At 69.1% G+C, this 16,955-nt stretch carries 11 protein-coding genes and 2 pseudogenes; 6 read left to right on the forward strand and 7 right to left on the reverse strand.

Annotated features, from left to right (window positions below; translation table 11 throughout):
- Positions 1–119: 119 nt before the first annotated feature.
- Positions 120–670, reverse strand: a pseudogene (locus C1A38_RS32445) (GMC family oxidoreductase); the annotation flags it as partial.
- Positions 671–837: 167 nt separating this feature from the next.
- On the opposite strand from C1A38_RS32445, the gene C1A38_RS30890 reads away from it, so the two are divergent.
- Positions 838–1,830: a helix-turn-helix domain-containing protein gene (locus C1A38_RS30890; RefSeq protein ID WP_146017574.1), complete on the forward strand. Its 993-nt coding sequence runs from the start codon at positions 838–840 to the stop codon at positions 1,828–1,830.
- The gene (locus tag C1A38_RS18015; RefSeq protein WP_102658943.1) at positions 1,814–2,524 is read left to right on the forward strand and encodes a sigma-70 family RNA polymerase sigma factor; all 711 of its coding nucleotides are present in this window, start codon (positions 1,814–1,816) and stop codon (positions 2,522–2,524) included. Before C1A38_RS30890 ends, C1A38_RS18015 begins: the two co-directional genes overlap by 17 nt.
- 81 nt (positions 2,525–2,605) lie before the next feature.
- Here the strand turns inward: C1A38_RS18015 and C1A38_RS18020 are convergent, their stop codons facing one another.
- Positions 2,606–3,967 (reverse strand): cytochrome P450 family protein, encoded by a 1,362-nt coding sequence (locus C1A38_RS18020; protein ID WP_199180241.1) that lies wholly within the window; start codon positions 3,965–3,967, stop codon positions 2,606–2,608.
- A 166-nt stretch (positions 3,968–4,133) separates the two neighbouring features.
- On the opposite strand from C1A38_RS18020, the gene C1A38_RS18025 reads away from it, so the two are divergent.
- Together C1A38_RS18025 and C1A38_RS18030 are read left to right on the forward strand one after the other, a co-directional pair.
- Positions 4,134–4,685: a sigma-70 family RNA polymerase sigma factor gene (locus C1A38_RS18025; protein ID WP_102658944.1), complete on the forward strand. Its 552-nt coding sequence runs from the start codon at positions 4,134–4,136 to the stop codon at positions 4,683–4,685.
- Positions 4,686–4,692: 7 nt separating this feature from the next.
- On the forward strand, positions 4,693–5,283 hold the full coding sequence (locus tag C1A38_RS18030; protein WP_102658945.1) for an alpha/beta fold hydrolase: 591 nt from the start codon (positions 4,693–4,695) through the stop codon (positions 5,281–5,283).
- A 35-nt stretch (positions 5,284–5,318) separates the two neighbouring features.
- On the opposite strand, the gene C1A38_RS18035 is transcribed toward C1A38_RS18030, so the two are convergent.
- Both C1A38_RS18035 and C1A38_RS18040 read right to left on the reverse strand, forming a co-directional pair.
- Complete coding sequence (locus tag C1A38_RS18035) at positions 5,319–6,662, reverse strand: BTAD domain-containing putative transcriptional regulator (protein WP_158244911.1); 1,344 nt, start codon at positions 6,660–6,662, stop codon at positions 5,319–5,321.
- A gap of 312 nt (positions 6,663–6,974) precedes the next feature.
- Positions 6,975–7,550, reverse strand: a complete 576-nt coding sequence (locus tag C1A38_RS18040) for an MBL fold metallo-hydrolase (RefSeq protein WP_102658947.1) — start codon at positions 7,548–7,550, stop codon at positions 6,975–6,977.
- Positions 7,551–7,924: 374 nt separating this feature from the next.
- On the opposite strand from C1A38_RS18040, the gene C1A38_RS18045 reads away from it, so the two are divergent.
- Complete coding sequence (locus C1A38_RS18045; RefSeq protein ID WP_158244912.1) at positions 7,925–8,392, forward strand: acyl-CoA thioesterase; 468 nt, start codon at positions 7,925–7,927, stop codon at positions 8,390–8,392.
- 588 nt (positions 8,393–8,980) lie between these two features.
- Here the strand turns inward: C1A38_RS18045 and C1A38_RS18055 are convergent.
- Positions 8,981–9,604 carry a helix-turn-helix transcriptional regulator gene (locus C1A38_RS18055; RefSeq protein ID WP_102658950.1) on the reverse strand — a complete coding sequence of 208 codons (624 nt, stop codon included), beginning with the start codon at positions 9,602–9,604 and terminating at the stop codon, positions 8,981–8,983.
- Between the two features lie 365 nt (positions 9,605–9,969).
- Between C1A38_RS18055 and C1A38_RS18060 the strand changes: the two genes are divergently transcribed.
- Positions 9,970–12,696, forward strand: a complete 2,727-nt coding sequence (locus tag C1A38_RS18060; RefSeq protein ID WP_199180242.1) for an ATP-binding protein — start codon at positions 9,970–9,972, stop codon at positions 12,694–12,696.
- Positions 12,697–12,715: 19 nt separating this feature from the next.
- Here the strand turns inward: C1A38_RS18060 and C1A38_RS32630 are convergent.
- Together C1A38_RS32630 and C1A38_RS18070 are read right to left on the reverse strand one after the other, a co-directional pair.
- Positions 12,716–14,135: pseudogene (locus C1A38_RS32630) on the reverse strand (FAD-dependent oxidoreductase).
- Complete coding sequence (locus C1A38_RS18070; RefSeq protein WP_102658952.1) at positions 14,026–16,791, reverse strand: ATP-binding protein; 2,766 nt, start codon at positions 16,789–16,791, stop codon at positions 14,026–14,028. The pseudogene C1A38_RS32630 and the gene C1A38_RS18070 overlap by 110 nt, the downstream one beginning before the upstream one ends.
- Between the last annotated feature and the right edge of the window lie 164 nt (positions 16,792–16,955).

Consider the following 16,955-nt stretch of genomic DNA (forward strand, 5'->3'; position numbering starts at 1 on the left):
TCGGCCTGGTTGTACCACCCGGGCGGAATCGGCTTCGTCGCCTCGTAGACCACGCTCACCACCGGATGGTCGTGGAGGTTCCGGCCGACGCCCGGCACGTCCTGGACCACCGGGAGGCCCAGGTGTTCGAGTTCCGACGCGTCCCCGATGCCGGACAGCATCAGCAGCCGCGGCGAGTCGACCGCTCCGGCGCTGACCACCACCTCGTAGTCGGCGTACGCAGAGGTGGTGTGCCCGTCGCGGGTGAAGGCGACACCCACACACCGTCCTCGCTTGAGGATCAGCCGGTGTGCGCGCGCCCCGGTGAGCACGGTCAGGTTCGACCGCCGACCGATGATCGGGTGCAGATAGGCGTCCGCGGCGCTCTGCCGCCGTCCGTCGACGACGGCCAACTCGTGCCAGCCCACCCCCTCGGCGAACGCGCCGTTGAAGTCGCCGGCCGGGCGAAGCCGGCCGCGACGGCCGCGTCCACGAACGCCTCCGACAGCGGATTGGGATCGGTCGGGACGGCGGGGCGCATCGGTCCTCCGTCACCGCGGAAGAACGGGTCGTTCCCCTCGATCGTCTCCATCCAGCGGAAGTACGGCAGCACCGAGGCGTAGTCCCAGCCGGTGCACCCCATCTCGGCCCAGGCGTTGAAGTCGACGGCGTGGCCGCGGAGGAACACCATCGCGTTGATGCTGCTGGAGCCGCCGAGGGTGTGTCCGCGCGGCCAGTGGTGGGCGGTTGCACCCGTGCCGGGCTGCGGGACCGTTTCGTAGGAGTAGTCAACGGCGCTGCCCGCGAGCGCAGACCTGTTCCGCCTGAACTTCCGCGTTCCGGCACGTCGGTAAGGGTGTGACTGCCTTTGACGCTGAGTTGTGGCGCCAGTCGTTGAGTGCGGAGTTCGGTGGTCTCGCGGCCGACAGCGCAGGCGAGCCGACCGGCACGATCTGCGGCACGGCACTCGGCCCGCTCACCGCGTACGACATCAGCGCAGGTCCGCAGGTCCTGCGCCGTACCCCGCAAGCGGTGCGACGCGAGCCGTTCGATCGGCTGGCGCTGCTCATTCAGCTGGCGGGCGCGGCCACGGTCGGCCAGGACGGCCGGCTGGTGCCCGTCGAGCCGGGGCAGATGGCCCTGTACGACGCCGGTCGGCCCTACGACCTGCTGCTGGCCGGGCAATGGACCGGTGTGGTGCTCACGTTCGCGCGGGACGCCCTGTATCTGCCGGACAGTGTCGTACGGCAGGCCAGGCAGCAGGTCCAATCACTTCTTGCAGGGCCGGGTGCGGTGCTGGCGAGCTTCGTCGCCTCGGTGACGGGCCAGCGCGCCTCGATCGGCGCCTCGGCCACCCGGCTCGGTGAGGCGGGGCTTCACCTCGTCGCCGGGGCGTTGGGGATGTCGCAGCCGCTGGAATCGCCGCCGCTCGACGGCGAGGCGGTGGCGGAATCTCAACGGATCCGGGTCCTGGAGTACGTGGGACGGCACCTCACCGACTCCACCCTGAGCCACGATCGGGTCGCCGCCGCACACCGGATGGCTCCGCGTACCCTGCACCGGCTCTTCGAACACAAGCCGTACACCGTCACGGAGTACATCCGTCTGCGCCGTCTCGAATCGGCCCGCCGCGACCTGGCCGACCCGTTGCTGAGTCACCTCAGTATCGCGCGGGTGGCGGCCCGATGGTGCTTCGGCAGCCAGGCCCATTTCACCCGGGCATTCCAGGCCCGGTACGGGGTGCTGCCGTCGGGGGTACGGCCACTCGGGCAGGTCCGGCGTCCGGCCCTGGTCGGCGGCGATAGCCGCGTGCGGCAGCAGAGAGAGGGCATCGATGAGACGGTCGGATGACCAGCGGGCGGCGCCGCACGAGGCGCTGGTCAGGCAGATCTGGCAGGAGCACGGCCGGGCGATGCTGGCGTACGCCGTGCAGGTCACCGGGAACCGCGCGGACGCCGAGGACGTCGTGCAGGAGACTCTGATCCACGCCTGGCGTCACGCGCACCACCTGTCCGCGCGTCGGGACTCCACCCGAACCTGGCTACTCACCGTGGTGCAGGACATCGTCGCTGCCCGCCCGCGTGCCGGGTCGGCCGGCACCCGACGGGCCGGCACGGAACCGTCCGACGTCACGGCCTTGCACGACCACGCCGAGCAGGTGGTTGACGCCATGGTGGTGGCCGAGGGCGTGCGCCGGCTGATACCCAAGCATCGTGTCGTGATCGAACTCATCTACCTGCGCGGCTATTCGCTGGCGGACGCCGCCGACGCCCTCGGCCTGTCGACGGACACCGTCAAGACGCGGGCCTACTACGCCCTGCGGGCACTTCAAGGGATGTATCCGGATCTCCCGCGTTCCGCCTCCCGCAGTCGACCGCTGGTCGAGGACACCGAAACCACCGTCGACCGCCACGTCGCGGGTCGGTGTCTGCCCGCCCGGCCAGGGCCGGGACGGTCGACGATCCGACGCGTCAGCGGCGGACGCTCTGCTCGGCCGGTGACGCCCCCGATTCCGAGCCGGACACCCGTCGACGGCGGTGCTTGACGACGACGTGCCAGTAGAGGAGGCCGACGCCGCGCAGAATCCAGGCGGCAGCGATGACGACGAGGGTGCGCATTCGAATCCTCAGCTCGTTGTCACGGGGAGTTCCTCGAGCCCGTGCATCAGCGCGCTGGCCCGCCAGCGGGGGGTGAATCCCTCGGCCAGTCGCAGCCCGGGGAGCCGCGCCGCCAGCCTGGTGAAGGCGATTCGTGCCTCCAGGCGGGCCAGCGGAGCGCCGAGACAGTGGTGGATGCCGTGCCCGAAGGCGAGGTGCGGGCTCCACGCGCGGCCCATGTCGAAGGCGTCGGGATCGGTGTACTGACCGGCATCGCGGTGCGCGGCCAGGATGGAGAGCAACACCGTCGATCCGGCCGGGATGATCTGATCGCCGTACGTGACGTCCTCGGTGGCCTTCCGATGGGTCCCCAGCTGCACCGGGCTCTCGTAGCGCAGCACCTCTTCGATGACCTGGGGCAACTGGTCCGGGTCGGCGCGGATCTGGCTCCACCGCGTGGGGTCGTCCAGCAGCAGCCAGGCGCCGTTGCCGATGAGGTTCCCCGTCGTGTCGTAGCCGGCGAGCAGCAGCAGGTACACCGTCGAGACGAGTTCGTCCTCGGTGAGCTGCTCACCGCTGTCACGCATGGCGATCATGGCGGAGATCAGATCGTCCCCGGGATGCCGGCGTTTGTTGCCGACCAGGTCGCGGATGTAACCGATCATTCCGATCATGGCGCCGGGCAGCTCGCGGATCCGGTTCGGGCCCGAGGCGATGATGCTCGCCGCCTCCATGAAGCTGCCACGGTCGTCGGCAGGGACACCGAGTAGCTCGCAGATGACCGTGATCGGGAGCGGAAACGCGAACTTCGAGATGAGATCGTGCGAGCCCGGGGTGCTCAGCTCGTCGATCAGATGATCGGCGGTGGCGGTGATGGCGGGCACGAGACGTCCGATCCGCCGCGCGGTGAAGGCACCCTGGATCAGCCGACGCAGGCGCGTGTGGTCCGGGGGGTCGACGGTGAGCATGTTCTGCGCGGTGGCGGCGTAGATGTCGGGCGGCAACTGCGGCCGTAGTCCGAGCGGGGAGAGCTGACCGTCCTTGACGAGCCGAGGATCGGCCAACGCCTTGCGCACGTCGTCGTGGCGGGTCAGGAGCCAGCCGGTCCCCCCGCCGGGCAGACGCAGCGGCGTCACCGGCCGTTGCTCCCGGTGACTGGCCAGTTCGCGGTGCACGTCACCGCGGAAGAAGCCCAGGAAGGGCTCCTCCTGCATCGGTGCTTGCGGGGTCTGAGGCTCCATACCGATGCCGACGTAGTGAGCCGCGGTGAGTTCACCCGTCAGCCCACCGCAGCCGAAGCTGCCGTCGCCGCCGTCGCTCGCCGGCCGGATGAACGTTCCCGGTGAGCCCTCGTCGAACAGAACGTGATGCCCTTTGGGCAGGGCGTCCAAAACCCTCGACTCCGTTTGGATATTGGCTATTCACCGAGTGTTGAATAAGCGACAGAAGCTTCGTGAGCCCCATCACTCACAACGAAGTAACAAGCAATAAAGTCGTCTTTCACTCACCCCTCATAGGCTTGCCACCCGATCTGCTGAAATTACTGGGGGATAAGCCATGACCATCGCCACTGCGCCCAGGAGCGCAGAACTGCCCGAATCCGAGGTCTGCCTTCAGGAAATCCACCGCAACAATGGCCGCGCACTGCTGCGTTTCCTGCGGAGTCTGGTGTCGTCGGACTCCGCCCACACCGCCGAGGATCTGGTGCAGGAAACGATGCTGCGCGCCTGGCGCAGCCTCGACGCGGTGCCGATCGAACCCGAGTCTCAGCGCCGCTGGCTGTTCACCGTGGCCCGACGACTGGCCATCGACGCGTACCGCAAGCGGCAGTCGCGACCGGCGGAGATCAGCCTGGTCGACACCGAACCCGTCGGTGTCGGAAGCGAAGCTGCGGAGACCGTGATCGCCAAGTTGACGTTGCAGCAGGCCATCGCCGGGCTGAGTCCCGCGCACCGGTCCGTTCTCGTCGAGTTGCACGTGAAGGGGAACTCCCTCGAGCAGGCCGCAGCACGGCTCGGCGTTCCCGTCGGCACCGTCAAATCACGCGCGCACTACGCCATGAAGTTCCTTCGAGAGGCGCTCGACGGCACCGAGACATTCCGCCGGTGATCGACGGATGGACCCGACGGTTGTCCTGGTGCAGGGCGCGTGCACCGATGCCACCCGTTGGCAGCATGTGACCAGGCGGCTGCGCCGAGCGGGACCTCGGGTGATCGAGGTCGCCAATCCGCTGCGCAACCTCTCCGGGGACGCCGCGTACCTGTCGTCGGTGCTGGCGAGCATCAGCGGGCCGATCGTGCTCGCCGGCCACGCGTACGGCGGTGTGGTTGCCACAGACGCCGCCACCGACCACGACAACGTCAAGGCGCTCGTCTATGTCGCGTCGATCGCGCCGGACAAGGGCGAGAGCGGGCCGGACCTGACCGGGAGGTTCCCTGGCACCCTGCTCGACCAGGCGATGCAGGTGAACCCGGCCAGCGGCGCCGCACACGGCGAGCCCTGCGGCGAGCCTGCCTGGCGGTTCATCCCGTCCTGGTTCATCTACAGCCGGCGCGACCCGGTCATTCCGGTCGAGGCGTCCCGTTTCATGGCTGATCGGGCCGGTGCCCAGGAATCCGTGGAGCTCCCGGGCGCCGCACACCCTCTCCCGGCGTCACGGCCGCAGGCGGTCGCCGGCATCATTCTGCGGGCTGCCGCCGCGGTCTGATCCGTCGGACGACAGCCGGCAGAGGTGAGCCCGCACTACCTCTGGGCGCCACGCTGCGACTGGTCGCTGTCGGAGCTCTCCGCGAGGTCGACAACCGCGACATCGCGCAGGAAGACCGCCCAGGCCGCGGCCGCGTCGTCGACCAGTCGCCGTTGCGCGATGTCCATCAGCCCCGTCACGCTGGTCACCACGGCAGCCAACGCTCCGTCGGACCGTCGGAACAGTGACTGGACGAGCCGAACAATCTTCGGAGACGGGTACTCGAACCGGGTCACGACATCCACCTCGTCGCCGAGAACCAGCTCGCGCAGGTATTTGATCGATACGTCCAGTTCCACCGGCCCGAGGCCGGCCGCTGCCAGTTCTTTGATGGACAGCCCGGCATCGGCGAGCGCCGCCCACCGGGCATGGATCGAATAATCGAGGTATTTCGAGCTGCGAACATTTCCGTTGGTGCCGATGTCGTCGGCACTAACGGTGATCGACGCGGTATGAGTAACGCCGTCATAATGTGATTGCAGATTGCGGTCGGGCGATTCGCTCGCTTGAGACACGGCGTGGCAGGTGTCTGGTCTCTGCTGTGCCGTACCGGTTATCTGTTGGCGCTGCTCGGTCTCCTGCGGCGCGCTGGAGTGCTGAAGAAGTTGGCGATACGCCAACTGAAGTTCGGGGCCAGGGTCGACGCCGAGTTCGTCCCGGAGCTTTCGACGGAGCATGTGAAAGCGGGCGATCGCCTCCGCCTGCTGACCGACGGCAGACAGCACCATCATGAGCCTGGCCTGGAGCCGCTCGTCATAGAGGTGATGCGTCGCCATGCGCCGCAGCGGGAAGAGCACGGCGTGACCGGAGCCCAGGCGCAGCGACAGGTCCACCGCGTCGATGGCATGCCCGACGCACTCCTGGTCGACGGCGCTGAAGGCGTCGAACCGCTCCGCCAGCAGGTCCGGGGCTCCTGCGCACGGGCCCCGCCACATGTCCAGGGCCTGGGAGTACGCGGTCAACGCCGATTCCGGTCGTCCGGCGCCGATCGCCGCGCGTGCCTCCAGTCCCAGCCTGCGGAAGGAGAGGAGATCGAGGTTCTTCTCGTCCACGTGGATGCGGTAGCCGGATGCGTCGGAACAGAGCCACTGTCCCCGCACCCGAGGCCCGATGTCCGGTTCGAAGAGGCGGCGCAGGTTACCCACGTAGCGATGGACGATGTTGACAGCACTGGCCGGCGGCTGGCTGCCCCACAACATCGAGATCATGTCTGCGGTGCCGACGGGCTCACCCCCACGGGCAAGCAGCAGAGCCAGGATCAACCGCTGCTGACGGGGGCCCAGGTCAAGTTCCTGGCCGTTACGCCGGACCCGGATGGGGCCGAGGACCTCGAACAGCAAGGGCGGGGACCTGTCAGCGTCGTTAATCACGGATAAACCTTTCTGCCGTGGATCCTGCACGTATGTCAGGGTCGTCTGATCGGCTGCGACCTGCCCGCGGCATCGTCTTCGTTCCCGTTCCGGGGCCGATCCATCTCGTCGTTCCTGACCGATGCGCGTGCGTCTCACCGGCTGCACCTGATGCTCCAAGCACACGTCGTTGCTGTGCTTGTCGAAGTCGGCAACGCGCTGGTCGAGACAACCCTGACCCGACGACTTCGGCTGTGAGGGTCGTCGCATACCGCGGCCGGCCAGGGACTTCGGACACCGGACCTAGACCGGTGTCGCCGAGCCGGGGATGAAGGGCGCTCCGTGCCCCGGCACGATGAGTCGTGGTTCCAGTGCGAGCACCCTTTCCCGTGACCGGCGCAGCACGTCGCGGTCGGCGGCAAAGGGATCGTCCGCCGGTCCGGCTTCCGACCACCACAGATGCGTGCATGCCACCAGACCGTCCTCGGTTTCCACGAAAGTCGTGACGTCCTGCGCGGTATGTCCGGGTGTCCGCACCATTCGCACCGAAGGAGCGAGCCGGCTGTCGCCGGACTCTTCGTCGAACTGGCGGGGCACCCACAGATCCCGGTGATAGGTGGCCTGGAAGTCGTGGACACGGGCGTTCGGGAACAGCGCCGCGTTGATGGTGTGGTCCGGATGGTGGTGGCTGAACAGGACATCCGTCACGTCGTCGGCGCCCAGCCCTTCGTCGGCGAGTGGGTCGAGTATCAGGGCCCGGTCGGCCACCATGCCCGGATCGATGACGGCGATGAAGTCCCCGTCGCGCACCAGCACGACGGTTCCCGCGACTCTTTCACCCGCGTAACCGACAGACAGAATTCTCAGTTCAGCGCTCACAGCAGATCCTCTACTCGGGTGCGGGCCGACGTCCTGGTAGCCCACCTTCTCAGCAGGCGTTCGACCCTGAATCAGTCATTCATCCCTGCGAAAGAAGGCGCGCCAGCGCCGGCTCCACGGAGGTACGGGACCGGTCCGACGCTGCCCGCCATGCCGGCGCCGTCGATTGCCGCACATCATCACCCCACCGGTCCTGGCGCGGACCGAGAAGATAGGTCATTCAACTGATGCACCTCGTCACGCAGGTCGAGGCCCTGGTCGCAGCAGTGCGTCGACGTCACGACCGCCGGCCACGACCGCCACTGAACCCGGGCACTTCCCACACGTTGGTACAGGTCAGAGGACACCTCGATGCCCCTGACGACGGAGACACCATGCCGCACTCGACACACATCATCATCCGTAGCGACGACATCGATGCGAACGGCCACGTGCAGAGCGCCCGATACCTCAACTACGCCCAACACGCCCGCTGGATCGCCGTCGCGCAGGCAGGGCTCTCGGTCAGAAAGCTTGCCGCAGCGGGTCTCAGCCCGGTCGAACTGGATGTCTCCATCAAGTACCTGCGCGAACTCGTGCTCGGCGATGAAATCGACGTCGAATCGCGGTTCGATTTCCCGTCACCGAAGACCATCCGAACCGTTCAATCGCTCGTCCGGCGCTCTGACGGTGCCGTGGCTGCCACGGTGACCAGCGTGACCGGCCTGATGAACCTCACGGAACGCAAGCTCGTCGACGATGCCGTCGGCGTCTGGCGTACGTTCCTCCGTGAGCCGTCCGTCGTCGACCTTCCGCCCCTGGATGAGGTGTTGACGCCGGCCGAGGCATCGGCCCAGCCCTGATCGCGGTGAGCGACAGCGCCGCAGCCCTACTCGTCCTGATCGGTGTGAGTGTGCGGAACCGGGCCCCCACCCGGTGGCACACTGGCGCCGGCGGTCTGAGCCGCCTGGAGACGCATCGTGTAGCCGTGGCCGGCGAACCGCCTGGTGATCCCCTCACCAGCCGGCACCTGCCGGCGCTCGGCGCTATCGGCACTGACGTCAATCCCGACAATGGAAATGCTCACGGAACCCCCCTGGCAAAGGCGTTGTTCACCGGAGCAACGGCGGTGAACTTGCTTCAAGCAGCGTAGTGGCGGGCGCGGCCGCCAGCCATATTCTGCGAATGGTGATCGCGGTGAGGAGTCACACCGGCCGGGTCGTGAACCAGAAAGCGTCGTTGTCCGTTTAAGCACGAACCGGCCCCGCCGACAACCAGCACAGAAAAGCGTACCGTCGGTGACGGCGGCATCCCTTCCGGTATTCGTCCGATACGCCGGCCGCCTCCGCGACGGTCGTATCCAGGGGTGCCACATCGGCTGGCCCGGCCCGAGCAGCAGGGCGGCGCACCGCACGACCAAGGTCCGGAGCAGCCTCATTGCCCGCAGGTCCTCAGATCAGACCCGCGCGCACCGCGTACGCGACCACATGTGACCGACTACGGAGCTGGTACCTGTCCATCACCCCGTAGATGATCGTCTTCACCGTCCGTACGGAGTACCGGATCTCCTCGGCGATCTCGGTGGTGTCCAGTCCGTCGGCCATCAACCGCAGCACCTCGATCTCGCGGGAGGTCAAGCCGGCCAGGGTCAGGCCGTTGGGCAGCAGCACCTCCCGCTGGAGTCGCCGGAAGTGTTCGAGCAGGCTGCCGATCAGGTGCGGCGGCATGATCCCGGCGCCCGCCTCGGCGGCCTGAACACTCTGGACGAGGCGTTCCTGGTTGACCGAGGCGCGGGGAAGGATGGCAACCACCCCGCACTCCACCGCGGTGATCAGCTGCAGCTCGTCGATGTCCGAGATGACCAGCACCACGGGCCGCGCGGCGGTCGCGGCCGTCAGGCGCAGCATCCTGATCGCCGCGGTGGTGAATCGCTCGGCCGCCACGACGGCGACGTCGAACGAGTCCGGATCGTCGGCCTCCACGACGGTGATGTCGGGATGCCCGGCCAGGTAGCTGGACAGTCCGACGGTCAGCAGCGGGTCGGTCGCCTGCACCAGAACACGCGTCTCCGCCACGACCAGCAGCCCCCAAACGGTAGTAGGTCTCGTCTCCTGTGAGGACGCGTGCTCTCGGCAAAAGTTCACTCGCGCTCGCCCATGACGGATTGCCGACTTGTCGCCCCTGGCCGCGTTGACAACGACTGAAATGTCAAGTGCAATATACCGCAGAACGATCTGACCGCTGCTGGCTCGCTCGCCGCTCCGCACCAAGATCCAAGACGCGTATCCGCGAACGAACGTCGATGACCTTCCGCTTCCGCGGCAGCCGATCCATCGACGGTCCGACCTCGCAGGACCGCGGACCTCAGCCGCACATCCCCGCTCGGCCTCAGCCGACGGGTCGCCCGACGGCCGCCATTCGACCTGACCGGAGTTTCGCCTTGGAACTGTTCGGACGCGAGGTAGAGCTGGCGCAGATGGCCCATTTCCTGGAGTCGGTACGCCGCGGCGGTGATGTGCGGGTGGTCCGCGGCGAGCCGGGTATCGGCAAGTCCGCGCTCCTCACCGCCGCCGCGACACTCGCGACCGACGCCGGCATGCGGGTCCTACGGGCTTCCGGCTCCGAGTTCGAGGCCGACATCAGTTATTCGGTTCTCAACCAGTTGCTGCTGCCCCTCTACAACGAGATCCAGCGGCAGCCGCCGGGGCTGCGTGACGCGCTGAACGTCGCACTGGGCTTCGGCCCCGGCGCGCCGCCGGCGGCCTTGCTGGTGTGCAACGCCGCTCTGTCGTTGCTGTCCGCCGTGGCGCGCAAGAAACCCGTCCTGCTGCTCGTCGACGACGTGCAGTGGGTCGACCGGCCGAGCGCGGTCGTGCTCGGCTTCATCGCGCGGCGGGTCCAGGGCAACCCGATCGGTGTCGTGGCGTCCTCACGCATGGATGCGGAGGGTTTCCTCGACCGCGGTGGTCTCACCGAGATCGTCGTGCCGCCGCTCGACCGGGAGGCCGCCACACGATTCGTCGAGGCGCGTCACCCGACCATGCCACCGCAGCTGCGGCAGCGGCTCCTCGATCTCGCGCAGGGCAACCCGCTCGCCCTCGTCGAGCTACCCACCACCCTCACGGACACGTCCCTACCCGGTTCCGATGTCGTCCCGCTCAACGATCGGTTGCAGGCGGTGTTCGCCGCGCGGGTCGGTGGGCTGCCCGACGCCACCCGGCGACTGCTGCTGCTGGCGACGTTCGAGGGCAGCGGCGAGGTCCGGGTCCTGCGCGGCATAGCCAGCCTCGCCGACCTGGCCCCCGCCGAACGCACCCAACTCGTCCAGGTCGACGACGCCACCGGCCGGATCGTCTTCCGCCACCCCCTGATCCAGTCGGCGCTGGTCGCCATGTCCACCCACGCCGAGCGGCGCCAGGCACACCTGGACATCGCTGCGGCAATGCCCGGTGACTGGGAACGCCGCGCCTGGCACCTGGCCGCAGCGGCGGCCGATCCCGACGAATCGATCGCAGCCATGCTCGACGAGGCGGCCCGGCGTGTCATGCAGCGTGGTGACGTGCTCGGTGCGGTTTCGGCCCTGGTCCGGGCCGCGGAACTGAGCGCGTCCGCGGAGAGCCGCGCACGACGCCTCGCCGAGGCGGCCTACCTGGGCGCGGAGGGCGGCGGCGCAGGTGCCGACCTCAGTACGCTGCTGACCAACGCGCAGACGACGAACCTGGGCCCCTCCGGCGCACTGCACGCGGCCAACGCGGCGGCGCTGTTGATGATCAACGGCGACGGCGACGTGCAGACCGCCCACCGGCTGCTCGCCGGGGCGATCGAGACCGGACGGCACGGGTGGCGCGGCGACGACCCGGCGCTCGACGAGGCCCTGCACACGCTGCTGCTGCTCTCCTGGTATGCGGGCACCCCTGAGCACTGGGCCGTTTTCCACCGGGCCCTGGACCGGCTCACCCCCGGGCCGTCGGACATTCTCGCGGTGATGAGCAAGACCTTCCCCGACCCGGTACGCACCGGCGCTGCCGCGAAACCCGCACTCGACGCGCTGCTCGCCACTCTTGCCGACGAGGACGACCTCACCCGGGTCCAGCGGATCGGCACCGCCTCGGTCTACGTCGACCGGCTCGCCGAGTTCCGGGACTCGGCCTGGAATCTGGTCCGGCAGGGCCGTGACGGCGCCGCACCCCGCCGACAACTCGGTGCGCTCATGCACCTGTGCCTCGACGGCTATCTCACTGGCCGCTGGGACGAAGCCGATGAGCTGGCCAAAGAAGCCCAGAAGGTCTGCGGCGAGGCTGGCCTACCCTTCCTCACCTGGTATTTCCTCTTCAACCGCGCGAACATCGCGGCCGGCCGTGGCCTGACCAACGAGGCGTACGCGCTGGCCGACGAGATAACCCGCTGGGCACTGCCGAGGGGAGTCGCCGGAGCCGTGGCCATCGCGCACTACCCGCGTACGCTCGCCGCCGCGGCCGACGGCGACTACCAGTCCGCCTATCTGCACGCCACCGCCATCAGCCCCGCCGGGGTGCTGGCACCGTACGCGCCGATCGCCCTGTGGGCGATGCTCGACCTCGTCGAGGCCGGGCTGCGTACCGGACGGACGGCCGAGGCCCAGGCGCACGCCGAAGCGATCCGTACGGCGGACGTGGCCGCGATCTCACCCCGGATGGCGCTGATCCACTGCGGCATCGACGCGCTCGTCGGAGATGACGATGAGTCCGGTAACCGCCTCGAAGAGATGCTCCGCTCCCCCGCTGCCGAACGTTGGCTCTTCGAGGCGTCCCGCATCCGGCTGGCCTACGCCGAGAAGCTGCGCCGGGGCAAGGCCTTCGCCCGCGCCCGTGAGCATCTACTCAGCGCGCAGACCGGTTTCACCGCCATGGGTGCCGAGCCGTGGCTGGCCCGCACCGTGCAGGAGTTGCGGGCCACCGGTTACCGACCGGCCATTGCCGACGGGCCGGGCCTCGCCGCGCTGACCACTCAGGAGCTGGAGATCGCCCGGCTGGCCGCGAGCGGCCTGAGCAACAAGCAGATCGCCGAGCGGTTGTTCCTGTCTCATCGCACCGTCGGCGCCCACCTGTACCGGATCTTCCCGAAACTCGGCATCTCCTCCCGGGCCGGCCTGCGCGATGCGCTGTCCGCCCGTGGCCTGACGTCCTGACCGCAGCGCTGTGCGCCGGTCAGGGCGTCAGCCGCAGCGCGGCGGGAGAATGCGCCGGGATGGCCGGCTGCCGAGGGGCGACCGGTTCGACCGGCAGGTACGCCTCGCCGACCGGGGGACGGGGATCGGGGTCGCCTGCGTTGGGCCAGAACGCGGCGGCCCGCTCGGCGAGCGCGGTGATCGTCAGGGCCGGGTTGACACCGAGGTTCGCCGGAATCACCGACGCGTCGAAGATGTGCAGACCTTCACAGCCGTACACCCTCTGGTAGGCGTCGACCACGCCGGTCGCCGGCGAGTCACCGATCGTCGCTCCACCGAGGATGTGCGCCGTGGTCGGCTTGTCGAAGATGTCGCCGACGGATCCGGCCGGCTGCCCCTGGATCTTCGCGGCGACGCGTCGGGCCACCTCGTGTCCGATTGGGATCCACCGGGGAACGGGGGCTCCTTCGTCGGGGCGGTGACGAGCCGGCCGCGCCGGGTCCGCCTGATCGTGAGCGAGTTGTCCAGCCGCTGCATCACCAGCAGCATCACCGTCCGGTCGCTCCAGCGCCGTTTGTGCATGCTGCGAAGCAGGGCCACCGGATGGCGCAGGGCGACGCCGATGAACTTCAGCAGCCGTGGTACCCGCCCACCGCCGTCGACCAGCAGCGTCGTCAGGAGACCACCGGCGTTGCTGGTCGGGCCGGCACGCCGGCGGCCAACACCACCTGGTCGCACCGGAAGAGCTGCGATCCGGCGGACACCTCCCACCGCCGCCCACCGCCGGTCGGCCGTAGCGCGGTCACCTCCGTCTCCGGATGGACCGTCGCGCCGGCCCGCTCGGCCAGGTGCAGATAGTTGAGGTCCAGCCGGTTCTTCGCGCCGATCCGGCATCCGATCAGGCAGTCACCGCACTGCGTGCAGCCGCTCCGGTCCGGACCGGCTCCGCCGAAGTAGGGGTCCGGCACCCGGTGGCCTGGTGTGCCGAAGAAGACCCCCACCGGGGCGCGTACGAAGCTGTCCCTGACCCCCATGTCCTCGGCGACGTCCCGGATCACCCGGTCCGTCGGCGTGATGCTCGGCTGCCGGACCACGCCCAGCATGCGCGACGCCTGCGCGTAGCAGGGCGCCAACTCCCGCTGCCAGTCGGTGATGCCCGACCACCGCCGATCCGCGAAGAACTCGGCCGGCGGCTCGTAGAGGGTGTTGGCGTAGATCAGTGACCCGCCGCCGACGCCGGCCGCCGAAACGACGATCACGTCCGGCAGCACGGTGACACGCTGCATCCCCCGCAGCCCGAGCGCCGGCACGCAGCGACGGTCACCCCGTTCACTCGCCGCAGCGGATCTCTCAGTTGCCGGTGCCGTCCTCGGGTGGTGTCTGTCGCCTGGAGAGGGCGTCCCGCAGCCCGGCCCGTGAGGCGATGCCGAGTTTGCGGAAGGTCCGGTGCAGGTGGGCACCGACGGTGCGATGGGACAGGAACAGCCGCTCGGCGATCTGCTTGTTGGACAGCCCGCCGGCAGCCAGGTGGGCTATCTCGCGTTCCTGGGCGGTCAGGGCGGCCGCCGTGCTCCGGGCGGCGGCGGGCCGGTGACCGGTGGCCCGCAGTTCGTCCACGGTACGGGTGAGCCACGGTTCGGCACCCATCGCGGCGAACCCGGTTCGCGCGTTGAGCAGGTGAACGCGGGCGGCCGGGAACGCCTTACGGCGGCGGAGCTTCTCGCCGAAGGCGAGACGAATGCGCGATGCGTCGACGAGCCAGCGTTCGGCGGCGGAGTCCGCCAGGGCTTCCTCCAGCCGTCCGTCGGCTTCCTCGTCGTCGGAGACCAGAGCGTCGACCCCGCGTTGAACGAGCGCCATCCGCGGCGAGAGCGCCGACACGTCGGCCGCACGCATGGCGTCGGCGTGTGCCCGTGCCTCGGCGGTGCGGCCGGTCCGCAGCGCCGCTTCGACCAGGTCGAACATGACGTAGGTCGCGGGCCCCACGTAGGGTGCCAGCAGGCCGGCGGGGCTGATCGCGCAGACGTGCCGGTAGGCCGCCTCGAAGTCGCCCTGGGCGGCAGCGGCCAGCGCACGCGGGTGGTGGGCGATGGTCGCGGTGACGCCGACGCCGCGCGGTCTGCCCCACAGGGTCAGCTCGTCGGCCAGTTTCACCGCCTCGCCGACGCGCCCTCGACCTGCCGCGAAGAGGGCCCGGCAGTACAGGAAGTTCCAGGTCAGGAACTTCAGACCACGGGTGGTGCAGAGGTCCTGTCCCTCCTCGGCCAGCTCCTCACCCTCGTCCCAGCGGCCGGCGAAATAGTCGTCCAGGCACAGGTGCATCAGCGCGCCGAGTTGCCGGCGGGGCGCGCCGCCCTCGCGGCCGTACCGGACCAACCGCCAGGAGAGGTTCCGCATCTCACCGAGTCGGTCGACGTACACCGCAGCCGATCCGACGCGCTGGATGCGAGTGAGGTCGTCCCCGTCGGTGAGGGTGGCGAGCAGGGCGTCGAGCGCGGGAAGGGCGGGGGCGGCGGTGCGTACCGGATCGGGGATGGTCCTGCTCATCACGGCCAGCACATCCGACGGGGCTGGTTCGAGTCGGTCCACCAGACGCAGGAAGGTCGCCCAGTCCTCCGGGGTGTACCGGTACCAGCAGAGGTTGAGCAGGTGGTGCATGGCTTCCTCGAGCGCCGGATCGTCGGCGCGCCAGGCGTGGTCGCCTGTCTCGATCGCGCCGGCGAGCAGCCCGAGCGCGGTGCGGACGTCACCGTCGTTCTCGAGCATCAGCAACACCGCCGCGGTGGCCGCCGGCAACGAAGCGACGGAGTCCGGGCTGGTCGCCCGCGCGGTGTCCAGCAGGGCACCGATGCCGTAACCGGCGCCGCCGGCCTCTGCCCCGAGGTAGGCCGCCTGGACCAGCCGTCGGGCCCGTTCCGCGGTGGTGGCGCTCAGGTCCGCCGCCCGCACCAGGGCGGCGATCGCCCCCAGCGGGTCGCCGCGTTGCAGGATCTTGTGGGCCGCCCGGTCCAGCAACGTCGCCACGTTCTCGTCCGGTCCGGCCGTGGCCGCTGCCAGATGCCAGGCACGGCGCTCCTGGTCGGCGGCGAGGGCGTCGGCGAGGACCAGGTGGGCAAGGCGGCGTTCCTCGTGCGTCGCCGACGCCACGATCGCTGACTTCATCAACGGGTGGCGGAACACGAGACGGCCGTTCGCGTCCTCCACCCGCAGGATCTGCGCGCGTTCGGCGGGGGCGAGATCGGTGAGGTCGGAGATGCCACGAAGGAGACGGATGTCGCCGTGACCTTCGAACGTCGCGATCAGCAGCAGCCGTCGGGTCGCCTCGGGCAGGTCGGAGATCCGTGCGGAGAACAGCTGCTGTAGCCGTTCGCTCAGCGGCACCACCTCGTTCGGCTGCCAGTTGTTGGCCTCCGACTGCAGGAAGGTGGCCGGCAGCTCGACAAGGGCGAGCGGGTTGCCGGCCGCGAGGTCGAGCACACGCTGTCGCAGCCGAGCAGGCAGTTGCGGGAAGCGGGCCGCGACCAGCCGCTCGGATGCCTCCCTGCTGAGCGGAGGCACCTCGACCTCGGCGAGGCCCCGCCACTCGAGGAAGTTCTCCGTGGCGGTGCGGGTGGAGACCACGAGACCGATCGGGTGACGTTGGACGCGTCGGGCGATGAAACTCAACGCCACCGCACTGGGACGGTCGACCCACTGCACGTCGTCCACCATCAGCAGGATCGGCTTCTGTTGTGCGGCTGCCGCCAGCAGTGACAGGGCTGCGTTGCAGACCAGCAGGGCGGCGGGCGGCGAGCCGGGGCCGAAGCCGAGGGCGACCGTCAGCGGATCGCGCAGCCCCGCGGGAAGGTGGTGCAGCTCGTCGCGCAGCGGCAACAGCAGTTGGTTGAGCACCGAGTAGCTGATGTCCACCTCGAACTCCGCGCCGGTGGCACGCAACACCCGCAGACCCGCATCGTTCGCGAGGTCCACAGTGGCGTTGAAGAGTGCGGACTTGCCGACGCCGGGCTCACCCCGGACCAGCCGGGTGTCGCCCGTCGAGCGCACCGACTCGAGGAAGCGGCCGATGCGGGCGAGCTCCACTTCCCGTCCGTACAGATCGTCCAACAGGTCTTCCATGACACGCCCCGATCGAACGCTGCATCCGCCGCTGCCAAGCCTCAGGCACGAGGTGGAACACCATCAAAGAGGTGGTCATCAAACCATGCCGCCGGAGTCTCCCGGAGCGAGTGTGACTACGGCGTGAAACTCACTGATTCGGTGCAACGGCCGTGAACGCACGC

It is taken from the genome of Verrucosispora sp. ts21 (assembly GCF_002879555.1).
Lineage (GTDB): Bacteria > Actinomycetota > Actinomycetes > Mycobacteriales > Micromonosporaceae > Micromonospora > Micromonospora gifhornensis.

What these genes read in the sequence shown, in the direction of transcription:
- C1A38_RS18015 (WP_102658943.1), top strand. Translation starts at nt 1,814, where the DNA reads ATGAGACGGTCGGATGACCAGCGGGCGGCGCCGCACGAGGCGCTGGTC.
- C1A38_RS18025 (WP_102658944.1), top strand. Translation starts at nt 4,134, where the DNA reads ATGACCATCGCCACTGCGCCCAGGAGCGCAGAACTGCCCGAATCCGAG.
- C1A38_RS18030 (WP_102658945.1), top strand. Translation starts at nt 4,693, where the DNA reads ATGGACCCGACGGTTGTCCTGGTGCAGGGCGCGTGCACCGATGCCACC.
- C1A38_RS18045 (WP_158244912.1), top strand. Translation starts at nt 7,925, where the DNA reads ATGCCGCACTCGACACACATCATCATCCGTAGCGACGACATCGATGCG.
- C1A38_RS18070 (WP_102658952.1), bottom strand. Translation starts at nt 16,791, where the DNA reads ATGGAAGACCTGTTGGACGATCTGTACGGACGGGAAGTGGAGCTCGCC.